This is a genomic window from Vibrio sp. THAF190c, from assembly GCF_009363355.1.
GTDB lineage: Bacteria > Pseudomonadota > Gammaproteobacteria > Enterobacterales > Vibrionaceae > Vibrio > Vibrio fortis_A.
The window spans coordinates 3,085,102-3,103,721 of record NZ_CP045338.1 but is presented as its reverse complement, the minus strand read 5'-3'; the positions used below and the strand labels follow the sequence as shown (position 1 = coordinate 3,103,721).

Annotated in this window: 16 protein-coding genes; 8 read left to right on the top strand and 8 right to left on the bottom strand. The window is 46.5% G+C overall.

Features of this window, described 5'->3' with window-relative positions; translation table 11 throughout:
- Window positions 1–69 precede the first annotated feature (69 nt).
- Window positions 70–4,272 carry a DNA-directed RNA polymerase subunit beta' gene (gene rpoC, locus FIV04_RS14050; protein ID WP_032549914.1) on the top strand — a complete coding sequence of 1,401 codons (4,203 nt, stop codon included), beginning with the start codon at window positions 70–72 and terminating at the stop codon, window positions 4,270–4,272.
- A gap of 236 nt (window positions 4,273–4,508) precedes the next feature.
- On the opposite strand, the gene rsd is transcribed toward rpoC, so the two are convergent.
- Window positions 4,509–5,003, bottom strand: a complete 495-nt coding sequence (gene rsd, locus FIV04_RS14045) for a sigma D regulator (protein WP_152469420.1) — start codon at window positions 5,001–5,003, stop codon at window positions 4,509–4,511.
- A 166-nt stretch (window positions 5,004–5,169) separates the two neighbouring features.
- Between rsd and nudC the strand changes: the two genes are divergently transcribed.
- From nudC to FIV04_RS14030, 3 genes are all read left to right on the top strand, one after another.
- Window positions 5,170–5,952 (top strand): NAD(+) diphosphatase, encoded by a 783-nt coding sequence (nudC, locus tag FIV04_RS14040; RefSeq protein ID WP_150869417.1) that lies wholly within the window; start codon window positions 5,170–5,172, stop codon window positions 5,950–5,952.
- 317 nt (window positions 5,953–6,269) lie between these two features.
- Window positions 6,270–7,337, top strand: a complete 1,068-nt coding sequence (gene hemE / locus FIV04_RS14035; protein WP_032549917.1) for a uroporphyrinogen decarboxylase — start codon at window positions 6,270–6,272, stop codon at window positions 7,335–7,337.
- 133 nt (window positions 7,338–7,470) lie between these two features.
- Window positions 7,471–8,016, top strand: a complete 546-nt coding sequence (locus tag FIV04_RS14030) for a DUF4136 domain-containing protein (protein WP_152469419.1) — start codon at window positions 7,471–7,473, stop codon at window positions 8,014–8,016.
- A 4-nt stretch (window positions 8,017–8,020) separates the two neighbouring features.
- Here FIV04_RS14030 and FIV04_RS14025 read toward each other — a convergent pair whose 3' ends face one another.
- Entirely contained in the window at window positions 8,021–8,947 is a 927-nt protein-coding gene (locus FIV04_RS14025) for a D-2-hydroxyacid dehydrogenase (protein WP_152469418.1), read from the bottom strand.
- Window positions 8,948–9,018: 71 nt separating this feature from the next.
- Between FIV04_RS14025 and FIV04_RS14020 the strand changes: the two genes are divergently transcribed.
- Entirely contained in the window at window positions 9,019–9,606 is a 588-nt protein-coding gene (locus FIV04_RS14020; protein ID WP_032549920.1) for a YjaG family protein, read from the top strand.
- 60 nt (window positions 9,607–9,666) lie between these two features.
- On the opposite strand, the gene FIV04_RS14015 is transcribed toward FIV04_RS14020, so the two are convergent.
- The gene (locus FIV04_RS14015) at window positions 9,667–10,842 is read right to left on the bottom strand and encodes a CNNM domain-containing protein (protein WP_253895350.1); all 1,176 of its coding nucleotides are present in this window, start codon (window positions 10,840–10,842) and stop codon (window positions 9,667–9,669) included.
- A gap of 271 nt (window positions 10,843–11,113) precedes the next feature.
- On the opposite strand from FIV04_RS14015, the gene hupA reads away from it, so the two are divergent.
- Together hupA and FIV04_RS14005 are read left to right on the top strand one after the other, a co-directional pair.
- Window positions 11,114–11,386: a nucleoid-associated protein HU-alpha gene (gene hupA / locus FIV04_RS14010; RefSeq protein WP_004729753.1), complete on the top strand. Its 273-nt coding sequence runs from the start codon at window positions 11,114–11,116 to the stop codon at window positions 11,384–11,386.
- A gap of 46 nt (window positions 11,387–11,432) precedes the next feature.
- A complete protein-coding gene (locus FIV04_RS14005; RefSeq protein WP_152469417.1) occupies window positions 11,433–12,140 on the top strand; it encodes a DUF1481 domain-containing protein in 708 nt (235 codons plus the stop codon).
- 133 nt (window positions 12,141–12,273) lie between these two features.
- Here the strand turns inward: FIV04_RS14005 and purD are convergent, their stop codons facing one another.
- Together purD and purH are read right to left on the bottom strand one after the other, a co-directional pair.
- Window positions 12,274–13,560, bottom strand: coding sequence for a phosphoribosylamine--glycine ligase (gene purD / locus FIV04_RS14000; RefSeq protein ID WP_152469416.1), 1,287 nt, complete (start codon window positions 13,558–13,560; stop codon window positions 12,274–12,276).
- Window positions 13,561–13,843: 283 nt separating this feature from the next.
- Window positions 13,844–15,436: a bifunctional phosphoribosylaminoimidazolecarboxamide formyltransferase/IMP cyclohydrolase gene (gene purH, locus FIV04_RS13995; RefSeq protein ID WP_152469415.1), complete on the bottom strand. Its 1,593-nt coding sequence runs from the start codon at window positions 15,434–15,436 to the stop codon at window positions 13,844–13,846.
- Window positions 15,437–15,770: 334 nt separating this feature from the next.
- On the opposite strand from purH, the gene zntR reads away from it, so the two are divergent.
- Complete coding sequence (gene zntR / locus FIV04_RS13985) at window positions 15,771–16,205, top strand: Zn(2+)-responsive transcriptional regulator (RefSeq protein ID WP_032549928.1); 435 nt, start codon at window positions 15,771–15,773, stop codon at window positions 16,203–16,205.
- 67 nt (window positions 16,206–16,272) lie between these two features.
- Here zntR and fis read toward each other — a convergent pair whose 3' ends face one another.
- The 3 genes from fis to prmA form a co-directional block, all read right to left on the bottom strand.
- Window positions 16,273–16,569 carry a DNA-binding transcriptional regulator Fis gene (gene fis, locus FIV04_RS13980; RefSeq protein WP_004729744.1) on the bottom strand — a complete coding sequence of 99 codons (297 nt, stop codon included), beginning with the start codon at window positions 16,567–16,569 and terminating at the stop codon, window positions 16,273–16,275.
- Between the two features lie 23 nt (window positions 16,570–16,592).
- Window positions 16,593–17,561: a tRNA dihydrouridine synthase DusB gene (gene dusB, locus FIV04_RS13975; protein WP_172974252.1), complete on the bottom strand. Its 969-nt coding sequence runs from the start codon at window positions 17,559–17,561 to the stop codon at window positions 16,593–16,595.
- Window positions 17,562–17,700: 139 nt separating this feature from the next.
- A complete protein-coding gene (gene prmA / locus FIV04_RS13970; protein ID WP_150893190.1) occupies window positions 17,701–18,588 on the bottom strand; it encodes a 50S ribosomal protein L11 methyltransferase in 888 nt (295 codons plus the stop codon).
- Between the last annotated feature and the right edge of the window lie 32 nt (window positions 18,589–18,620).

Genomic DNA, 18,620 nt, shown 5'->3' with positions numbered 1-18,620 from the left:
ACGGGATTATTGGTAGAAGGTGCTCACTTTTGCGGGTGAGCTCCTTTTAACTCCTTACAGGAGCTGATTGTGAAAGACTTATTAAACTTTCTAAAAGCGCAGCATAAGACCGAAGAATTTGATGCAATCAAAATCGGTCTATCTTCACCAGACATGATCCGTTCATGGTCTTTCGGTGAAGTTAAAAAACCTGAGACGATCAACTATCGTACGTTCAAACCTGAGCGCGATGGTCTGTTCTGTGCGCGTATCTTTGGTCCAGTTAAAGACTACGAATGTCTTTGTGGCAAATACAAGCGTCTGAAACACCGTGGTGTTATCTGTGAGAAGTGTGGCGTAGAAGTTACACAAACTAAAGTTCGTCGTGACCGTATGGGCCACATCGAGCTTGCTTCACCAGTTGCTCACATCTGGTTCCTAAAATCACTACCGTCTCGTATCGGTCTACTAATGGATATCCCTCTACGTGATATCGAACGTGTTCTTTACTTCGAAATGTACGTAGTAACTGAGCCAGGTATGACTGATCTAGAAAAATCTCAGATGCTTACTGAAGAAGAGTATCTGGATCGTCTAGAAGAGTGGGGTGATGAATTCACTGCTAAGATGGGTGCAGAAGCGATCAAAGATCTGCTTGCAACAATGGACCTTCATCAAGAAGTGGAAGAAATGCGCGAAGAGTTGGAAACAACTAACTCTGAAACTAAGCGTAAGAAGATCACTAAGCGCCTGAAGCTAGTTGAAGCGTTCATTGCATCGGGTAACGATCCGCAATGGATGATTCTGACTGTACTTCCGGTTCTTCCGCCAGATCTACGTCCTCTAGTTCCTCTAGATGGCGGTCGTTTCGCGACTTCAGATCTGAACGACCTTTACCGTCGTGTGATCAACCGTAACAACCGTTTGAAGCGTCTTCTAGAGCTAGCGGCTCCAGACATCATCGTACGTAACGAAAAGCGTATGCTGCAAGAGTCTGTTGATGCCCTTCTAGATAACGGTCGTCGCGGTCGTGCGATAACAGGTTCGAACAAGCGTCCTTTGAAATCTCTTGCTGATATGATCAAGGGTAAACAGGGTCGTTTCCGTCAGAACCTTCTAGGTAAACGTGTAGACTACTCTGGCCGTTCTGTAATCACAGTAGGTCCATACCTTCGTCTACATCAGTGTGGTCTTCCTAAGAAGATGGCACTTGAGCTATTTAAGCCGTTCATCTACAGCAAGCTAGAGACTCGTGGCATGGCTACGACAATCAAAGCTGCTAAGAAGATGGTAGAGCGCGAAGAAGCTATCGTTTGGGATATCCTAGACGAAGTAATCCGCGAACACCCAGTACTGCTTAACCGTGCACCTACACTTCACCGTCTAGGTATCCAAGCGTTTGAACCAGTACTAATCGAAGGTAAAGCGATCCAGCTTCACCCACTAGTGTGTGCGGCATATAACGCCGACTTCGATGGTGACCAAATGGCGGTACACGTGCCTCTAACTCTAGAAGCACAGCTTGAAGCACGTACACTGATGATGTCGACAAACAACATTCTGTCGCCAGCGTCAGGTGATCCGATCATCGTACCTTCTCAGGACGTTGTATTGGGTCTTTACTACATGACTCGTGACAAGATCAACGTGAAAGGCGAAGGTATGTACCTTGCTGGCCCTGCAGAGGCTGAGAAGGCATACCGTACTAAGACTGCTGAGCTACACGCTCGCGTTAAAGTTCGTATCACTGAGACTGTTAAAGACGAAGATGGTAACAGCACAACTGAAACGAAGATGGTTGATACAACTGTCGGCCGTGCAATGCTATGGCAAATCGTTCCAGCGGGCCTACCGTTCAGCCTAGTTAACCAAAAGCTTGGTAAGAAACAGATTTCTAACCTGCTTAACGAGGCTTACCGTAAGCTTGGCCTGAAAGACACAGTAGTCTTTGCTGACCAAATCATGTACGCAGGTTTTGCATACGCAGCACTTTCTGGTGTTTCTGTAGGTATCAACGACATGGTTGTACCTCAAGCGAAATACGATGAGATCGAATCTGCTGAAGAAGAAGTTCGCGAAATCCAAGAGCAATTCCAATCTGGTCTTGTTACTGCGGGTGAGCGTTACAACAAAGTTATCGATATCTGGGCGTCTACGAACGACCGCGTTGCGAAAGCGATGATGGATAACCTATCTTCTGAAACTGTTATCAACCGTGACGGTGAAGAAGAGCAGCAAGAATCGTTCAACAGCATCTACATGATGGCCGACTCGGGCGCTCGTGGTTCTGCAGCTCAGATTCGTCAGCTAGCGGGTATGCGTGGTCTGATGGCACGTCCAGATGGCTCAATCATCGAGACACCGATCACTGCGAACTTTAAAGAAGGTCTAAACGTACTTCAGTACTTTATCTCAACGCACGGTGCTCGTAAGGGTCTTGCGGATACGGCACTGAAAACAGCGAACTCGGGTTACCTAACTCGTCGTCTAGTAGACGTTGCTCAAGACGTTGTAGTACACGAACATGACTGTGGCACGCACGAAGGTATCGATATGATGCCTCACATCGAAGGTGGTGACGTTAAAGTTGCACTTTCTGAGCTTGCTCTAGGTCGTGTAGTAGCTGAAGACGTTCTTAAGCCTGGTTCTGAAGATGTTCTAATTCCACGTAATACTCTGATTGATGAGAAGTGGTGTCAGATCATGGAAGACAACTCTGTAGACAGCATCAAAGTACGTTCAGTTGTAACGTGTGACGCTGACTTCGGTTGTTGTGCACAGTGTTACGGTCGTGACCTAGCACGTGGTCACCTAGTGAACCAAGGTGAAGCAGTTGGTGTTATCGCTGCACAATCTATCGGTGAGCCGGGTACACAGCTAACGATGCGTACGTTCCACATCGGTGGTGCGGCATCTACTGCAGCAGCAGAGAACAGCATCCAAGCTAAGACTACAGGTACGGTTAAGCTACACAACGCTAAATTCGTTATCAACAAAGACAAGAAGCTTGTAATCACTTCTCGTGCATCTGAGCTAACCATCGTTGATGAGTTCGGTCGTACGAAAGAGAAGCACAAACTTCCTTACGGTTCTACGCTGACTAAAGGTCACGAAGATTCAGTTGATGCGGGTGAAGTAGTAGCTAACTGGGAAGCGCACACTATGCCAATCATCACTGAAGTGGCAGGTCGCATCCAGTTCGTAGACATGATCGATGGCGTAACAGTTTCTCGTCAGACAGATGACCTAACAGGTCTATCTTCTTCTGAAGTAACTGATGCAGCAGCGCGTCCAGCAGCAGGTAAAGATATGCGTCCAGCTATCAAACTTGTTGATGCAGCAGGCAACGACGTAATGATCCCTGGTACTGATATGCCAGCTCACTACTTCCTACCTGGTAAAGCGATTGTAAACATCGAAGATGGTGCAGAAGTTGGCATTGGTGACACTCTTGCACGTATCCCTCAGAAATCTGGCGGTAACAAAGATATCACCGGTGGTCTACCACGCGTAGCAGACCTATTCGAAGCTCGTAAGCCTAAAGAGCCTGCGATCCTTGCTGAGCACACAGGTACTGTGTCTTTCGGTAAAGAAACGAAAGGTAAGCGTCGTCTAGTTATCACTCGCGAGGGTGGCGAAACTTACGAAGAGATGATTCCTAAGCATCGTCAACTGAACGTGTTTGAAGGTGAGAAGATTGAACGTGGTGATGTAATCGCTGACGGTCCAGAAACTCCACATGACATCCTACGTCTACGTGGTATTCACGCTGTGACTCAGTACATCGCGAACGAAGTTCAAGAAGTTTACCGTCTACAAGGCGTAAAGATTAACGATAAGCACATCGAGACTATCGTTCGTCAAATGCTACGTAAGTGTACAATCACGCACGCAGGTGACTCTGAGTTCCTACCTGGCGAGCAAGTTGAATACTCACAAGTTAAGATTGCTAACCGCGCTCTAGAAGCGGAAGGTAAAGAACTAGTGCGCTTCGAGCGCGAACTACTAGGTATTACTAAAGCATCTCTAGCAACTGAGTCGTTCATCTCTGCGGCATCGTTCCAGGAGACAACTCGCGTACTAACAGAAGCTGCGGTTTCTGGTAAGCGTGATGACCTACGTGGTCTGAAAGAGAACGTAATTGTTGGTCGTCTGATCCCAGCTGGTACTGGTTTCGCATACCACCAAGAGCGTCAAGCTAAGCGCGAAGAAGAGCAAGAAGGTCCTTCAGCTGAACAAGCTACTGACAACCTAGCTGCACTTCTAAATGCAGGCTTCTCTTCTGACGAGTAATCGTTAAGAGCTTAAAAGAAAAGGCACCTTCGGGTGCCTTTTTTGTTTTTGGGTGAAGGGAAAGTATCATTCCATCGTGTAAGAAAGAGCGAGTAGGGAGTCACCTCTAACTCTCACCAGTTAAAGAGCACCCGAGTTATGAGCTTTTATTATTGGGAAATGCTGTTCTAAGAACGCAAAAGGGCTGACGTCATAAACGCCAACCCTCACGATTTAATCTTCTTTTCGTTTCTTGCTTATGCGCCTGGCGGAATCGCTAAACTGTCGGCAATAAGCTGAATCAGATGGTCTTCTACTTCAAAACGCACTTCAAGTAGCTCTCCAACCTTCGACATGTCGGCCTCGAAGTTAGGCAACTCATCGTCTGCACTTACTTTTACGTATTTATCGTTGAACTCTAGCAGCGGCTCAGTGGTGAGAACGATCTTCGCGTAAGTAGTGTCGATTTCGTCGTTGGTTTTAAAGCCAGTCGCTTGCCATTTTGCCATGACCATATCGTAGATCTTAAAATGACCTTCAGAGATATAATCAACAACGTGATCGCAAAATGAGCTGATTTCTTTAGGAGAAGGGAGTTCAACAACGTTTGATTGCCCGTTAGCTGGCTGAAGGGTACCTAGCTTGCAATACTCGACGATTAGAGACTGTCGAGTTTCGAGCCAATGATCGATGACCTCATTCGAGCCACCCCATTGTTCTTGTACTTGTTTAAATTTATTTAGCATGACCATGTCCTCATGATCTGATCACAACCTTGTGATCATGATAAGTGCTTAAGTAGGGGTCCATTTGTTATACGCTACTAAAAGTAATAGCCTGAATTAATATCGGCTACAACTCTAGTATGAAATTAGATTGCCAGTAAAATGAACGAACTGCAAGCAATGAGGCATAGGGATGTTAAAAAAAAGTGACGGTAAGATGACTGACAAAGCTTACTGGTGTGTCGTTTCAGGAAGCGATATTTGGACCATAGAAGGCCGCTTACCACTAGGCACTGCTGTGGATTTTGAACTCAATATCGAACACGCGATATGCATTGGTCAGTATCAAAATCATCATGTTTACTGGCTAAATGATTCTGACAGCGATCTTCAGTTTGAGATGCAAAGCCTGCGTGAATTGCTGCACTGGCCTGAGGCTCTGTTTCTGCTCGCTAGCAAAGCGATTCAGTACGGTCACATGAGCCAAAGCATGCGTTTTTGCCCACAATGTGGCGGTCGCAATCACCTCAATCATAATCAAGTGGCGATGCAGTGCGGTGATTGTCGCACGTTGCACTATCCAAGAATCTTTCCATGCATCATTGTCGCTGTAAGGCACGACAATAAGATTTTACTTGCTCAGCACCCACGACACAAAACCGGGATGTATACTGTGATAGCGGGCTTCCTAGAAGTCGGAGAGACTCTCGAACAGTGTGTTGCTCGTGAAGTGAAAGAAGAAACAGGAATCGATGTGACTAACATCCGATACTTCGGCAGCCAGCCTTGGGCATTTCCTTCAAGCATGATGATGGGCTTTCTTGCCGACTATGCTGGTGGCGTGTTGAAACCAGACTACAGCGAACTGTCAGATGCTCAATGGTTTACGAAAGATTCTATGCCAGAAGTTGCGCCGAAAGGGACGATTGCAAGAGCGCTAATTGAGCAGACGATTGAAGATATCGCTGCGGATTAAATCTATCTGAAAACGGGTGGATTGGCCTACAGGAGTATTTGGCCTATGGGTGGTCAAATACCTAAAAAAAACCCTCCACAAGTGGAGGGGGTAAGTAAGATGTCGTTATGAGATGCTGAGTTGTAGGAACTCAGTGTTATAATTGTAATTTTCGCTAGCGAACAAATTTTTAACATGTGCCTATGATTGGGTGCAAATTAAGCATTGATTTAAAAGTTAATAACTTGATCTAGGTTGCAAAGCACACAGCTTTTACCCTGCAATCAGTGTTAGAATACACGCCAACAACTAGACAAGATTGAATTGGAATTTACGGAATGACCGAATTAAAAAATGATCGCTATCTACGCGCACTCTTAAAACAGCCTGTTGATTACACGCCAGTATGGATGATGCGCCAAGCAGGTCGTTATCTTCCAGAGTACAAGGCAACTCGTGCTGAAGCGGGTGACTTTATGTCGCTTTGTAAGAACGCTGAACTGGCATCTGAAGTAACGCTTCAACCTCTGCGTCGCTTCCCTCTTGATGCAGCAATCTTGTTCTCAGATATTTTGACGATTCCTGATGCGATGGGTCTTGAGCTGCGCTTTGCTGCGGGTGAAGGTCCGGTATTTGATAAGCCAATTACCTGCAAAGCAGACGTAGAGAAAATTGGCCTGCCAGATCCAGAAGGTGAACTGCAATACGTAATGAACGCAGTACGTCAGATTCGCAAAGACCTAAACGGTGACGTTCCACTGATCGGTTTCTCTGGTAGCCCATGGACACTAGCGACTTACATGGTTGAAGGTGGCAGCTCGAAAGCGTTCACTAAGATCAAGAAGATGATGTACGCAGAACCTCAAACTCTGCACCTGCTTTTAGACAAGCTAGCAGACAGCGTTATCGAATACCTAAACGCGCAAATCAAAGCGGGTGCTCAATCAGTCATGGTATTTGATACTTGGGGTGGTGTACTAACTCCTCGTGATTACAACCTGTTCTCACTGCAATACATGCATAAGATTGTTGATGGTCTTATCCGTGAAAACGACGGTCGTCGCGTACCAGTGACGCTATTCACTAAGAACGGCGGCATGTGGCTAGAGCAGATCGCAGCGACGGGCTGTGACGCAGTTGGTCTAGACTGGACTATCAACATCCAAGATGCGGTTAAACGCGTGGGTGATAAGGTTGCACTGCAAGGTAACATGGATCCTTCTATGCTTTACGCTTCTCCAGAGCGTATTCGTGAAGAAGTCTCTACGATTCTTGAAGGCTTCGGTGACGCGGGTACTGGCCACGTATTTAACCTTGGTCACGGTATCCACCTAGACGTGCCGCCAGAAAATGCAGGCGTGTTCGTAGAAGCGGTACATGAATTGTCTAAGCCTTACCACAAGTAACGCTTAAAATAAGATTTTCGCCAAAGCCCCTCATTATTGCAGTGAGGGGCTTTTTTGTTTCTGAGAGTTTCACAGGTGCCCCGATAATTTTCGACTATGATCTACATAGCGTGGAAATTCGAAGGAGTTGAGTATGTTGAGAGTGGGTTTTGCTTATTTATTGAGTGCAATGCTGTTGTCTGGTTGCGCTTCGGACGTGGCGACCGATTACGACTCCTCGGTCGATTTTAGTGGCTTTTCTACCTATCAGTATCATGAGGACCCCAATACGCCAGTGACCTTAGATGGCGCCCGAATTAAGAAAGCGGTCGACAAAGAGATGGCTTTGAGAGGTATGCGCCTATCCGAATCCGATGGTCAGTTGACGGTCTACTATGAGATTTTAGAGGCGTCTGAGTTGCTAGCTGATGGGCCAACCTTTAGTTTTGGCTTTGGCACGGGCAGTATTAATAGCCGCTATGGTGCTGGCGTTAGTACGCCAACTCGAGTCAAAGAGAAGAAATACGGCAAGCTCAGTGTGAACTTGATTGATACACAAACTAATGACGTGGTGTGGCGCTCCGTCTCTCAAAGACAGCTAACTGAAACCATGGACTCTGAAGAGCGAAATGAATTCGTTCAAGATCAGGTGCAGCAGATGTTTGAAGAGTACCCAATTGCAGCGCCACAAGTGAAGTAAACCGCTAGTACCCTTTGTCGAAATCGATTTGGTATTTGAGCTGAAAGCCATCGCGCCAAGACTGGTAGTTGTTAGCAAATATCTCGACAACCTGTCGCGGTTCACTAAGAGCCGCAATATGGGGCGTGATAGTGATTTGAGGCAGCCCCCAGAAAGGGTGCTCTTTTGCTAGAGGCTCGCTTTCAAATACATCTAGGAAGGCGTGTTCGATCCAACGGTTTTTAAGTGCTAACAGAAGGCCTGCTTCATCGAGTGTAATGCCTCGGCCTACATTAAAGAGTAATGCACCTTGGCAATGACTGAGCAATTCACCATCAAGCAGCTTGTTGGTTTGTGGCGTTGAGGGCAGGGTATTGACGATGATATCCGCTTGTTTGAGAGCGACGTGTGCTTCGTTGATGTGGTAAGTGCTATCTAATGAAGTTTGACGTGGTGGTATGCCAGTGCGGTTAACCCCTATCGCTTGAATACCGAAGGCTTGCGCCACCTTGGCGAGATGGCTGCCAATTGAACCGGTACCAAGGATCACCATGGTGCGTCCGCTGAGTGATTGATAAAGCTGTGGCTGCCACTGCTTTTGAGCTTGCTGCTGGTGGTAATGTTGAAAGTGGCGGTAGTGGCTGATGCTGTAACCCATTACATACTCAGCGATGAGTGGTCCGAAGATGCCTCTGACGTTGGTGAGTGTGTAATCTTGACGAAGCTCAGGGCTAGCTAGCGCGTTGATACCCGCATATGTGCTTTGCAGCCAATCCAACTTGGTGAACTCCTTCAGACGTTGAGCAACCATAGGTGGAGCCGCGAGTACAATGTCAGCCTCTGCGGCGTTTTCAGTGATTTCTAGGTCGGGTAAGGCGTGTTCAAGGACCAGTTGTTGATAGGTCTCGTCGTGCTCGGTGAGAATATAGAGTTTATTGGTGAAATTGTTCATCGGCTTACCTTTTTTCCCTAAGGTTTATCAAGTACACTTTCGCTGTCTTTTTCTGCAACTATTGAGTGACTATGCTACAGAATCCACTTCAGGTTCGTCTTGAAAAACTAGAACCTTGGCAACAAATTACTTTCATGGCGTGTCTGTGTGAGCGTATGTACCCTAACTATGCCATGTTTTGTGAGAATACAGAATTTGCCGAAGCACGAATCTACCGTGATGTGTTAGACAGTGTCTGGGAAATCCTAACGGTAAAAACCGCGAAGGTGAACTTTGAGCGTCAATTAGAAAAAATTGAAGAGCTATTCCCGAGTGCAGAAGATTTCGACTTCTATGGTGTGTACCCTGCAATGGATGCGTGCCAAGGTCTTGCTACACTACTGCATGGCTTGTTGGACCGTGAACACCTATTTGAAGCGGTGATAAAGGTTAGCCAACAGTCGGTTAAGACGGTCGCGGATCTTGAGTTTGCTCAGGGTGCAGACGAAGTGACGAACCAGAATCAAAAAGAGAACGAAGCAGTATGTGAAGAGTGGGACGTTCAGTGGGCTATTTTCCGTCCTCTACGTGAAACCACAGAGCGTGATATTGAGCTGATTAAAGACTTACGTCATGAATTACGCGAAGAGCCAGTCAGCAACATTGGCGTTGCTATCTAAGCTTACGATTGAATAGTAAAAATAAAGGCTCCCTCGGGAGCCTTTATTGTATGCGCTTGATTACGCTTTCTTGTCTGCTGAAGAAACTTCAGATTCTTGGTTTACCTCAGCTTCGGCTTCAGTTTTTTCCTCGGTCTCTGGTTCTTCTTTCTGTTCAGCTTTCTCTTCGAGCTCTTCTTCATGCTCGTCATCGCGGCTTTCGATTACGCCGTGGGTCTCTTTCCAGTTTTCCCAACGCTGAAACGCCAGTTCTTGCATGTCAGTGTTCTTGTCGGCTTCATCGACAATCTCTTGGCCAACTAAGTGCTCAAAGATGTCTTCAAGGGTAATAATACCTTGGATGGTGCCGTACTCATCAACCACCATCGCCAGTTGAAGGCGCTTCGCCATCATCTGGTCAAAGGCTTTTGGTAATACTAGGTTGTTGAGCAACACGTGAATTGGTCGTGTTACATCACCCAGTGATTTCTCACCACTGCCTGCTTGTTGTAGTTTGAACAGCTCTAGACGGTGTACGAAGCCAATGATGTTGTCACTCTGTTCGCTGTAAACCAGTGGACGAGAGAATGGCGTCTCTTTGTGCTCAGATAGAAACTCATTAATTGTCATCTCGGCATCAACACGAAATACGACAGGACGAGGAGTCATTACTTGAGTCACAGGGACATCTTGAATGCCTAATAGGTTGCTCAGGATTTTTGACTCACCTTCTGCAAACTCGCCGCTCTCTTTTGCCAAGATCGCCATTGCAGATAACTCGTCGCGCATTTTTGGCGCTTCGTGGCCACGTGCTAGACGCTTAGTAATCTGCTCAGAGAACCATACGAAAGGTGTTAGGAAGAACACCATCCAACGTAGAACTCTTGAAGATGCAGGCGCAAGCTGACGCCAGTAAGTTGCACCAATCGTCTTAGGAACGATTTCAGATAGCACTAGAATGCCTAACGTAAGTACGGCAGAGAAAACCCCCAACCACTGGCTACCAAATACAACTGCCGCCTGCGCACCCGCTGTCGCGGCACCGATAGTATGCGCGATGGTGTTGAGCGTTAGGATAGAAGCAAGTGGTCTATCAATGTCTGTTTTTAGCTTATCGAGCGACTCAGCTGCAGGGTGGCCTTGTTGCTTGAGTTGAGCGATGTAGCTCGGACTGATACTCAGTAACACAGCTTCCAAAACAGAACAGATAAAAGAAACTCCAATCGCAATGGAGACGTAGATAGTTAGCAGCAGCATGTTTGCCCTTAATGATAGATTGTACGCTTTGTCAGCGATTCAAGCTGGATTATAGAAAAAAATTGATGCTTTGGTCATCATTAATTTTAGTCTCAGCCCCCTTTAAACAAGGGCTTGGAAGGGAATTTGAGTAACAAATTGTGAGTTATTACTCATATTATGGCTAAAACTACGGCATTAGAGTCAAAGATCGTCGACAAACCTTTGCCAGATGGGGCATTTATGTTTTAGAGTGAATTGAATTTAAAAATACAAAGAAGGGAAACCTAAAATGAACAAGACCCAATTAATCGACTTTATTGCTGAAAAAGCGGACCTTTCTAAAGCTCAAGCGAAAGCTGCGCTAGAAGCGACTCTTGGTGGCGTAACTGATGCTCTTAAAGATGGCGATCAAGTTCAGCTAATTGGTTTTGGTACTTTCAAAGTAAACCACCGTGCAGCTCGCACTGGTCGTAACCCAAAAACTGGTGATGAGATTCAAATCGCTGCTGCAAATGTTCCAGCATTTGTTGCAGGTAAAGCACTGAAAGATTCAGTGAAATAATCTAAACTGTACCGAGGTAGTCGTATTCCACCTCGGTACAGGTTTTATGAAAAAAACATTTCTTCTCGTTTCTCTCTTCTCAGCACTTCTCGTTGGATGTTCCTCATCCAGTCCGACACAAAATCTCGAACAATTTGAAACCTACACCGGCGGTCAGGTTATGGGTGACGCAACCAGCTTTTACTGGGTCACGAATAAGCTTACACAGCCACACAGTTCAGCCGACTACGTTACTGTAGGTGATTATGGCTGGTACAAAACCGATTATGCTTGGTCTGATGGCATCCTACGTGAGTTTATCCGTGAAGGTGAACAGCGCGACTCTAATGGCAAACTCGTGCCATACCGTGTACATGTGCGTTTTAATGCGTCGGGTGACGCTGTTTATCAACAGCATCGTATCGATGGAAAAATCTTACCGATTCAAGCTGAGCAGTTAGAGCGCTACAAAAAAGAGGCGACGAGTGTCTTAACCGCTACCGACAAACAAAACGGTGAGGGTTTAGAGTTGCTGCAAGGCTACTGGAATGGCCGCTCGTTTGAGAGCTGTGACGGTGACGAATTCACTGAATTTGAATTCAACCAAACATTGCCAAGCTTCGTGATTAATCGCTTAGCGACGGTAGACAGCTATGCGGCAGTATTGGGCGATGTATCGCTCGGTAAGGGCAGTGTATCGGTTGAGGAGTTACTGATGCTAGCGGAAGACAGCCATGACTGTATTACGCGCCCTGCGCTGTTGAAAGAGCAGTAGAAATATCATTGCTGAAAAGCATTTGGAGTAAATGGATCATGGTAGGCTAAATACTCTGAAGGCTGCACATTCGGCTCGAAAATTAAAAAAGGCGCATGAAGCGCCTTTTTAGTATCTGCAATCTCAACAAAGATTACTTCTGTTCGCGCTCAATCGCACGGTAACCGATGTCATTGCGGTGGAACATACCATTCCAGCTAACTTGTTTAGTTAGCGCGTACGCACGCTCCTGAGCCTCAGAAACACTATTGCCGAGAGCAGTCGCACATAGAACACGACCGCCATTCGTCACAACTTCGCCAGCTTCGTTGTTCGCTGTACCAGCGTGGAAGATTTTTTGGCCTTCAACATCGCTTGTTGGTAGTGAAATCACGTCACCTTTTGCGTAGTCAGCAGGGTAACCGCCAGCTGCAAGAACAACACCGATAGAAGCACGTGGATCCCACTTAGATTCTGCTTGGTCTAGCTTCTCGTCGATAGCCATTAGGCAAAGCTCAACAAGGTCTGACTCCATACGCATCATGATAGGTTGCGTTTCTGGATCGCCGAAGCGGCAATTGTATTCAATAACTTTCGGAGTGCCGTCAGCGTCGATCATTAGGCCTGCGTAAAGGAAACCTGTGTAAGGTGCGCCTTCTGCGTCCATGCCGCGTACCGTTGGGTAGATAACTTCTTCAAGGATACGGTTGTGGATTTCAGGCGTTACCACTGGAGCAGGAGAGTAAGCACCCATACCGCCCGTGTTAGGACCTGTATCTTTGTCGCCAACACGTTTGTGGTCTTGGCTGGTGGCCATAGGCAGTACGCTAGAGCCGTCAACCATCACGATGAAGCTTGCTTCTTCGCCTTCAAGGAACTCTTCGATAACCACGCGGCTGCCAGCTTCGCCAAATGCGTTGCCTGCTAGCATGTCTTTGATTGCGTCTTCTGCTTCTTCAAGAGTCATCGCAACGATAACGCCTTTACCAGCGGCAAGGCCATCAGCTTTAACAACGATTGGTGCGCCTTGCTCACGAACATAAGCGATAGCTGGCTCAATCTCAGTGAAGTTCGCGTAAGAACCGGTTGGGATGTCGTGACGAGCTAGGAAGTCTTTAGTGAATGCTTTAGAGCCTTCCAGCTGTGCTGCTGCTTGAGTTGGACCAAAGATAGGCAGGCCCACTTCGAGGAACGCGTCAACCACACCAATGACGAGTGGTGCTTCTGGACCAACGATAGTCAGTTCGATTTTTTTCTCTTGAGCAAACGCCACTAAACCAGCGATGTCTTCAACACCGATATTTACGTTCTCCAGTTTTGGCTCAAGTGCAGTACCTGCGTTACCTGGAGCAACGAATACTGTTTCAACGTTTGGGTTTTGTGCTGCTTTCCAACCAAGTGCGTGCTCACGACCGCCGGCACCGATGATCAATACATTCATGTTTTAAAATCCTTATAGCTGCTTCAGAGCCTTTATTTCTGTGTCAAACATGCTCACTTATGGTCATAAGCTCCGCGTGTTTTCCTTGAACTAAAGTCACTGACTTGCTCTACGTATTTCAAATATCGGAATATTTAAAAAAACAAAATTATAAGTTTTGCTCAAAGTAGTTGGTGATGTGGCTAGGCAGCAATTGAGCCCATCCCCGGGAGCATAGCCCGCTATGTGACCGGGGTGGGCGAAAGCAGCTAACGACGCCACAGTGCCAAATACGAAGAGGAAATTAGTGGCGGAAGTGACGCATGCCAGTAAAGATCATCGCCATGCCGTGCTCGTCTGCTGCAGCGATAACTTCGTCATCACGCATTGAGCCGCCTGGTTGGATAACACACTTGATGCCCGCTTCTGCAGCCGCGTCGATACCGTCACGGAATGGGAAGAATGCATCTGATGCCATCACACAACCTTCAACCTGTAGACCTTCGTCTGCAGCCTTGATACCTGCGATTTTCGCAGAGTAAACGCGGCTCATTTGGCCTGCGCCTACACCGATAGTCATGTCGCCTTTCGAGTAAACGATCGCGTTAGATTTCACGTACTTCGCTACTTTCCAGCAGAATAGAGCATCTTTTAACTCTTCTTCTGTAGGTTGGCGCTTAGAAACCACTTTAAGGTCATCTTGAGAAACCATGCCTTGGTCGCGGTCTTGAACCAGTAGGCCACCATTAACGCGTTTCACGTCAAAGCCTGTTGTCTTAGTTGTCCACTCACCACACTCAAGTAGGCGAAGGTTTTTCTTAGCCGCTACGATTTCTACGGCTTCAGCAGAAACAGATGGTGCAATGATAACTTCAACGAATTGACGTTCTGTGATAGCTGTTGCTGTTGCTGCGTCTAGTTCGCGGTTGAATGCGATGATGCCGCCAAATGCAGACGTTGGGTCTGTTTTGAATGCACGGTCGTAAGCCTCTAGGATGTCTTTACCTAGTGCTACGCCACATGGGTTAGCGTGCTTAACAATCACACATGCTGGCTCGTCGAACTCTTTCACACACTCAAGTGCTGCATCGGTGTCAGCGATGTTGTTGTAAGAAAGGGCTTTACCTTGGATTTGGCGAGCAGTAGAAACAGACGCTTCTTCAGGGTTTGCTTCAACGTAGAATGCAGCTGCTTGGTGGCTGTTCTCACCGTAGCGCATGTCTTGTTTTTTCTCGAACTGTTGGTTGAACGTGCGAGGGAACTTAGACTCTTCATCACCTTCCTTGTTCTCACCGTAAGATGGAACCATAGTGCCGAAGTAGTTAGCGATCATGCCGTCGTAAGAAGCTGTGTGCTCGAATGCTGCGATAGCCAGGTCGAAACGAGTTTCTAGTGTTAGAGACTTCTCGTTGGCGTCCATTTCAGCGATAACACGATCGTAGTCGTGAGCGTTCACAACGATAGTTACGTCTTTGTGGTTTTTCGCTGCAGAGCGAACCATTGTTGGACCACCGATATCGATGTTCTCAACAGCGTCAGCAAGGGTACAACCTTCTTTAGCAACGGTTTCTGCGAATGGGTATAGGTTAACAATAACCATATCGATAGGATTGATGCCGTGAGTTTCCATCACTTCATCATCTTGGCCACGACGACCTAGAACGCCACCATGAACTTTTGGATGCAGAGTCTTAACGCGGCCGTCCATCATTTCAGGGAAGCCTGTGTAGTCTGATACTTCTGTTACAGAGATGCCTTTCTCAGCAAGCAGGCGAGCAGTGCCACCAGTCGATAGAATATCGACACCACGGTTAGCAAGGGCTTGTGCAAATTCAACGATACCAGTTTTGTCTGATACGCTGATTAGGGCGCGGCGAATTGGACGAGCGTTATTCATGCTTCCATCTTCCTCAAATTCATGGAGTTAAAATAAAGATATTTGCCAAAAAAGAACTTGTTTCTATCTTCTTCACTCTGGTTAACGTACAACAGAGCAAGAGATAAAATATTGGCCAGTTTTGGTAAAGACCTTTGAGATTCCGTTTCTTCTTATGTTTAATACCTAAGAAAGTAACAGTCTCCAAATTTGATGGCGCACATTCTAACTAATTTATTACAAAAAAGCTCGCGCAATCGTTTGGCATCTCAAAAATAATTATGAAAATTGCCATTTGAGCCTGAAAAGTAACGAAAAGGTTAATTGTGGCAGTAATGAAAAATCAGGAAAAACTATGTTTCAGATAGGAGAATTAGCGAAACGCTGTGGTGTAACAGCGGATACGCTACGGTTTTACGAGAAAAACCACCTTATTGCTCCGGCGAGTCGCAGTGAGTCTGGCTATCGACTGTATGACGAAAATAACCAAAAGCAGGTGACCTTCATTCTAAAATCAAAGGCGTTGGGCCTGAGCCTAGAAGAGATTAAAGAATTACTCGATATTCGCTTAGAGGCAACCCAGCATAGCTGCGCGGAGGTGAAGTCGATTACCAGCGCTAAGTTGACTATGATTGATGAGAAAATCGCAGAGCTGAGCCGGATTCGAATTGCCCTGAAAAAAATTAATGATGCGTGCTGTGGGCATGTGGATGACGATGCCAGTCACTGCTCAATTCTGGCGGCACTGGATTCTGAGAATACCCAGAAAGGCAGCTGTTGCAGCGACTGAGTGTAGAGATAAAAAAAGCCCAACTTACTGAGTAAGTTGGGCTTTAAATTTCTATACGTCAGAATGATTAGTTCATGCCGTATTTTTTAAGTTTCTTGCGAAGAGTACCGCGGTTGATACCCATCATAGTTGCTGCGCGAGTTTGGTTACCGCGAGTGTACTGCATGATGGTGTCTAGTAGTGGCTGTTCAACTTCAGCTAATACTAGTTCGTATAACTCGCTGACTTCTTGACCGTTTAATTGAGCAAGGTAGTTTTTCAATGATGCTTTCACTGAATCACGTAGTGGTTTCTGCGTGATTTGGTCTTGTGATGTAACTGTAGTCACTGTCAATGCTTCTGAAGTCAGATTTTGTTCGAACATATTCGGTCTAGCTCTTCTCGTAATTATGGTGCAACGTTATCAAAATAACCTTCTAACGCCTCAAGCTGCAGATCACCTGCTTCGAGTGCGTTGAAGGTACGGCGAAACTCACTCGCTTGTTCGTGCTCTTTTAGGTACCAACCCACATGCTTACGAGCAATGCGCGGGCCTAAAAACTCTCCATAAAATTCATGCAGAGCGTGAACATGACCAAGCATGATGTCTTTCACTTCCGAAGTTGGGAGTGGGTCCATCGTGGTGCCGTTTTCCAAATAGTGGTGGATTTCCTGGAAAATCCAAGGACGTCCTTGGGCAGGACGGCCAATCATTAAAGCGTCAGCACCGGTGTACTCCAGTACAAACTTCGCTTTCTCCGGGCTATCGATATCACCGTTAGCGATAACCGGTATAGAGACGGCTTGTTTCGCCGCTTTAATGTGTTTGTATTCGGCCTCACCTTTGTACATACAAGCACGAGTTCTCCCGTGAAGGGCAAGCGCTTGAATGCCGCAGTTTTCGGCTATTTTAGCGATTTGGACACAGTTTCTATTGTCTGTGTCCCAGCCTGTACGAGTTTTCAACGTCACTGGAACGTCAACCGCATTTACTACAGCCTTCAAGATCTCTTCAATAAGATCCGGATATTGCAGTAGTGCGGAGCCCGCAAGCTTCTTATTCACTTTTTTTGCTGGGCAACCCATGTTGATATCGATGATTTGAGCACCGTTCTCAACGTTGAATTGCGCAGCCTCGGCCATAAGCTGTGGATCTGCACCAGCGATTTGTACTGAACGAATGCCCGATTCGCCTTCATGTACCATACGCTGCTGAGACTTCGACGTTTTCCAAACCTTAGGATTAGAGGACATCATTTCACTGACTGCCATCCCCGCACCATAGCGAAGACACAACTCACGGAATGGTCTATCCGTTACGCCAGCCATTGGGGCGACGATTAGATTGTTCTTAAGTTGATAATTTCCGATTTTCAAAACGTCATCACAGTTCTGTACCAGCAAGGGCGCGCATTTTACGCATTTTTTTGCTGCGTGAAAAGACTAATATTTGAGCATTTACAATTTGTTTTTGTAATTTGCATAAAATTCAGTCAATTAGCGCTCAAAGTCTTATCTAGCCTTGCTTGCGACCAGAGATTCGACACCACTCTTGCTGCTCGATAATCGGATCAATGTGAAGTTCATCACGGTAATAAGTTGCAACGTCTTCCGCTTGTGTATCTAAAACACCCGACATCGCTAATACACCGTCTTCTTTTACTAGACCCTTAATGATGCCTGAAAGTTCACGTAGTGGACCGGCAAGGATGTTAGCAACGACAACATCGGCAATCAGGCCTTCTGGCTGATCTTGAGGAAGGAACACTTCTAATTGGTCAGCAACGCCATTGCGCTCAGCATTGTCTTTTGATGCCAGTAGAGCCTGCGGATCAATGTCGATCCCGATAACTTTTGCTGCACCGAGTTTGATCGCTGCGATCGCTAGGATGCCAGAGCCACAACCGAAGTCGATCACTGTCTTGCCTGATAGATCTAGACCTTCTAACCACTCTAAACAAAGTGCTGTTGTTGGGTGAGTGCCAGTACCAAACGCAAGACCCGGATCAAGCATTACGTTCACCGCATCTGGTTCTGGAATGTCACGCCAGCTTGGGCAAATCCATAGACGCTCACCGAACTTCATTGGGTGGAAGTTATCCATCCATTCACGTTCCCAGTCTTTGTCCTCGATTTGCTCGACTTTATGAGCGAAATCCGCAGGGAACATGTTGCTTGCTTTGATTTGTGCTAGAACGGCGCTGGTATCAATTTCAGCGTCGTATAGAGCTAGGATATCCGTATCACCCCAAAGTCGCGTCTCACCCGGCAGAGGCTCAAATACAGGGGTATCTTGTGCATCAAGGAAAGTGACAGAAAGAGCACCAGTCTCTTCCATCAACATGTCGCCGATCTGTTCGGCATTTTCGTTGGTCGCATTAAGCTTGATTTGAATCCAAGGCATGGGTATGTGCTCTTAACAATGGTTGAAAATGA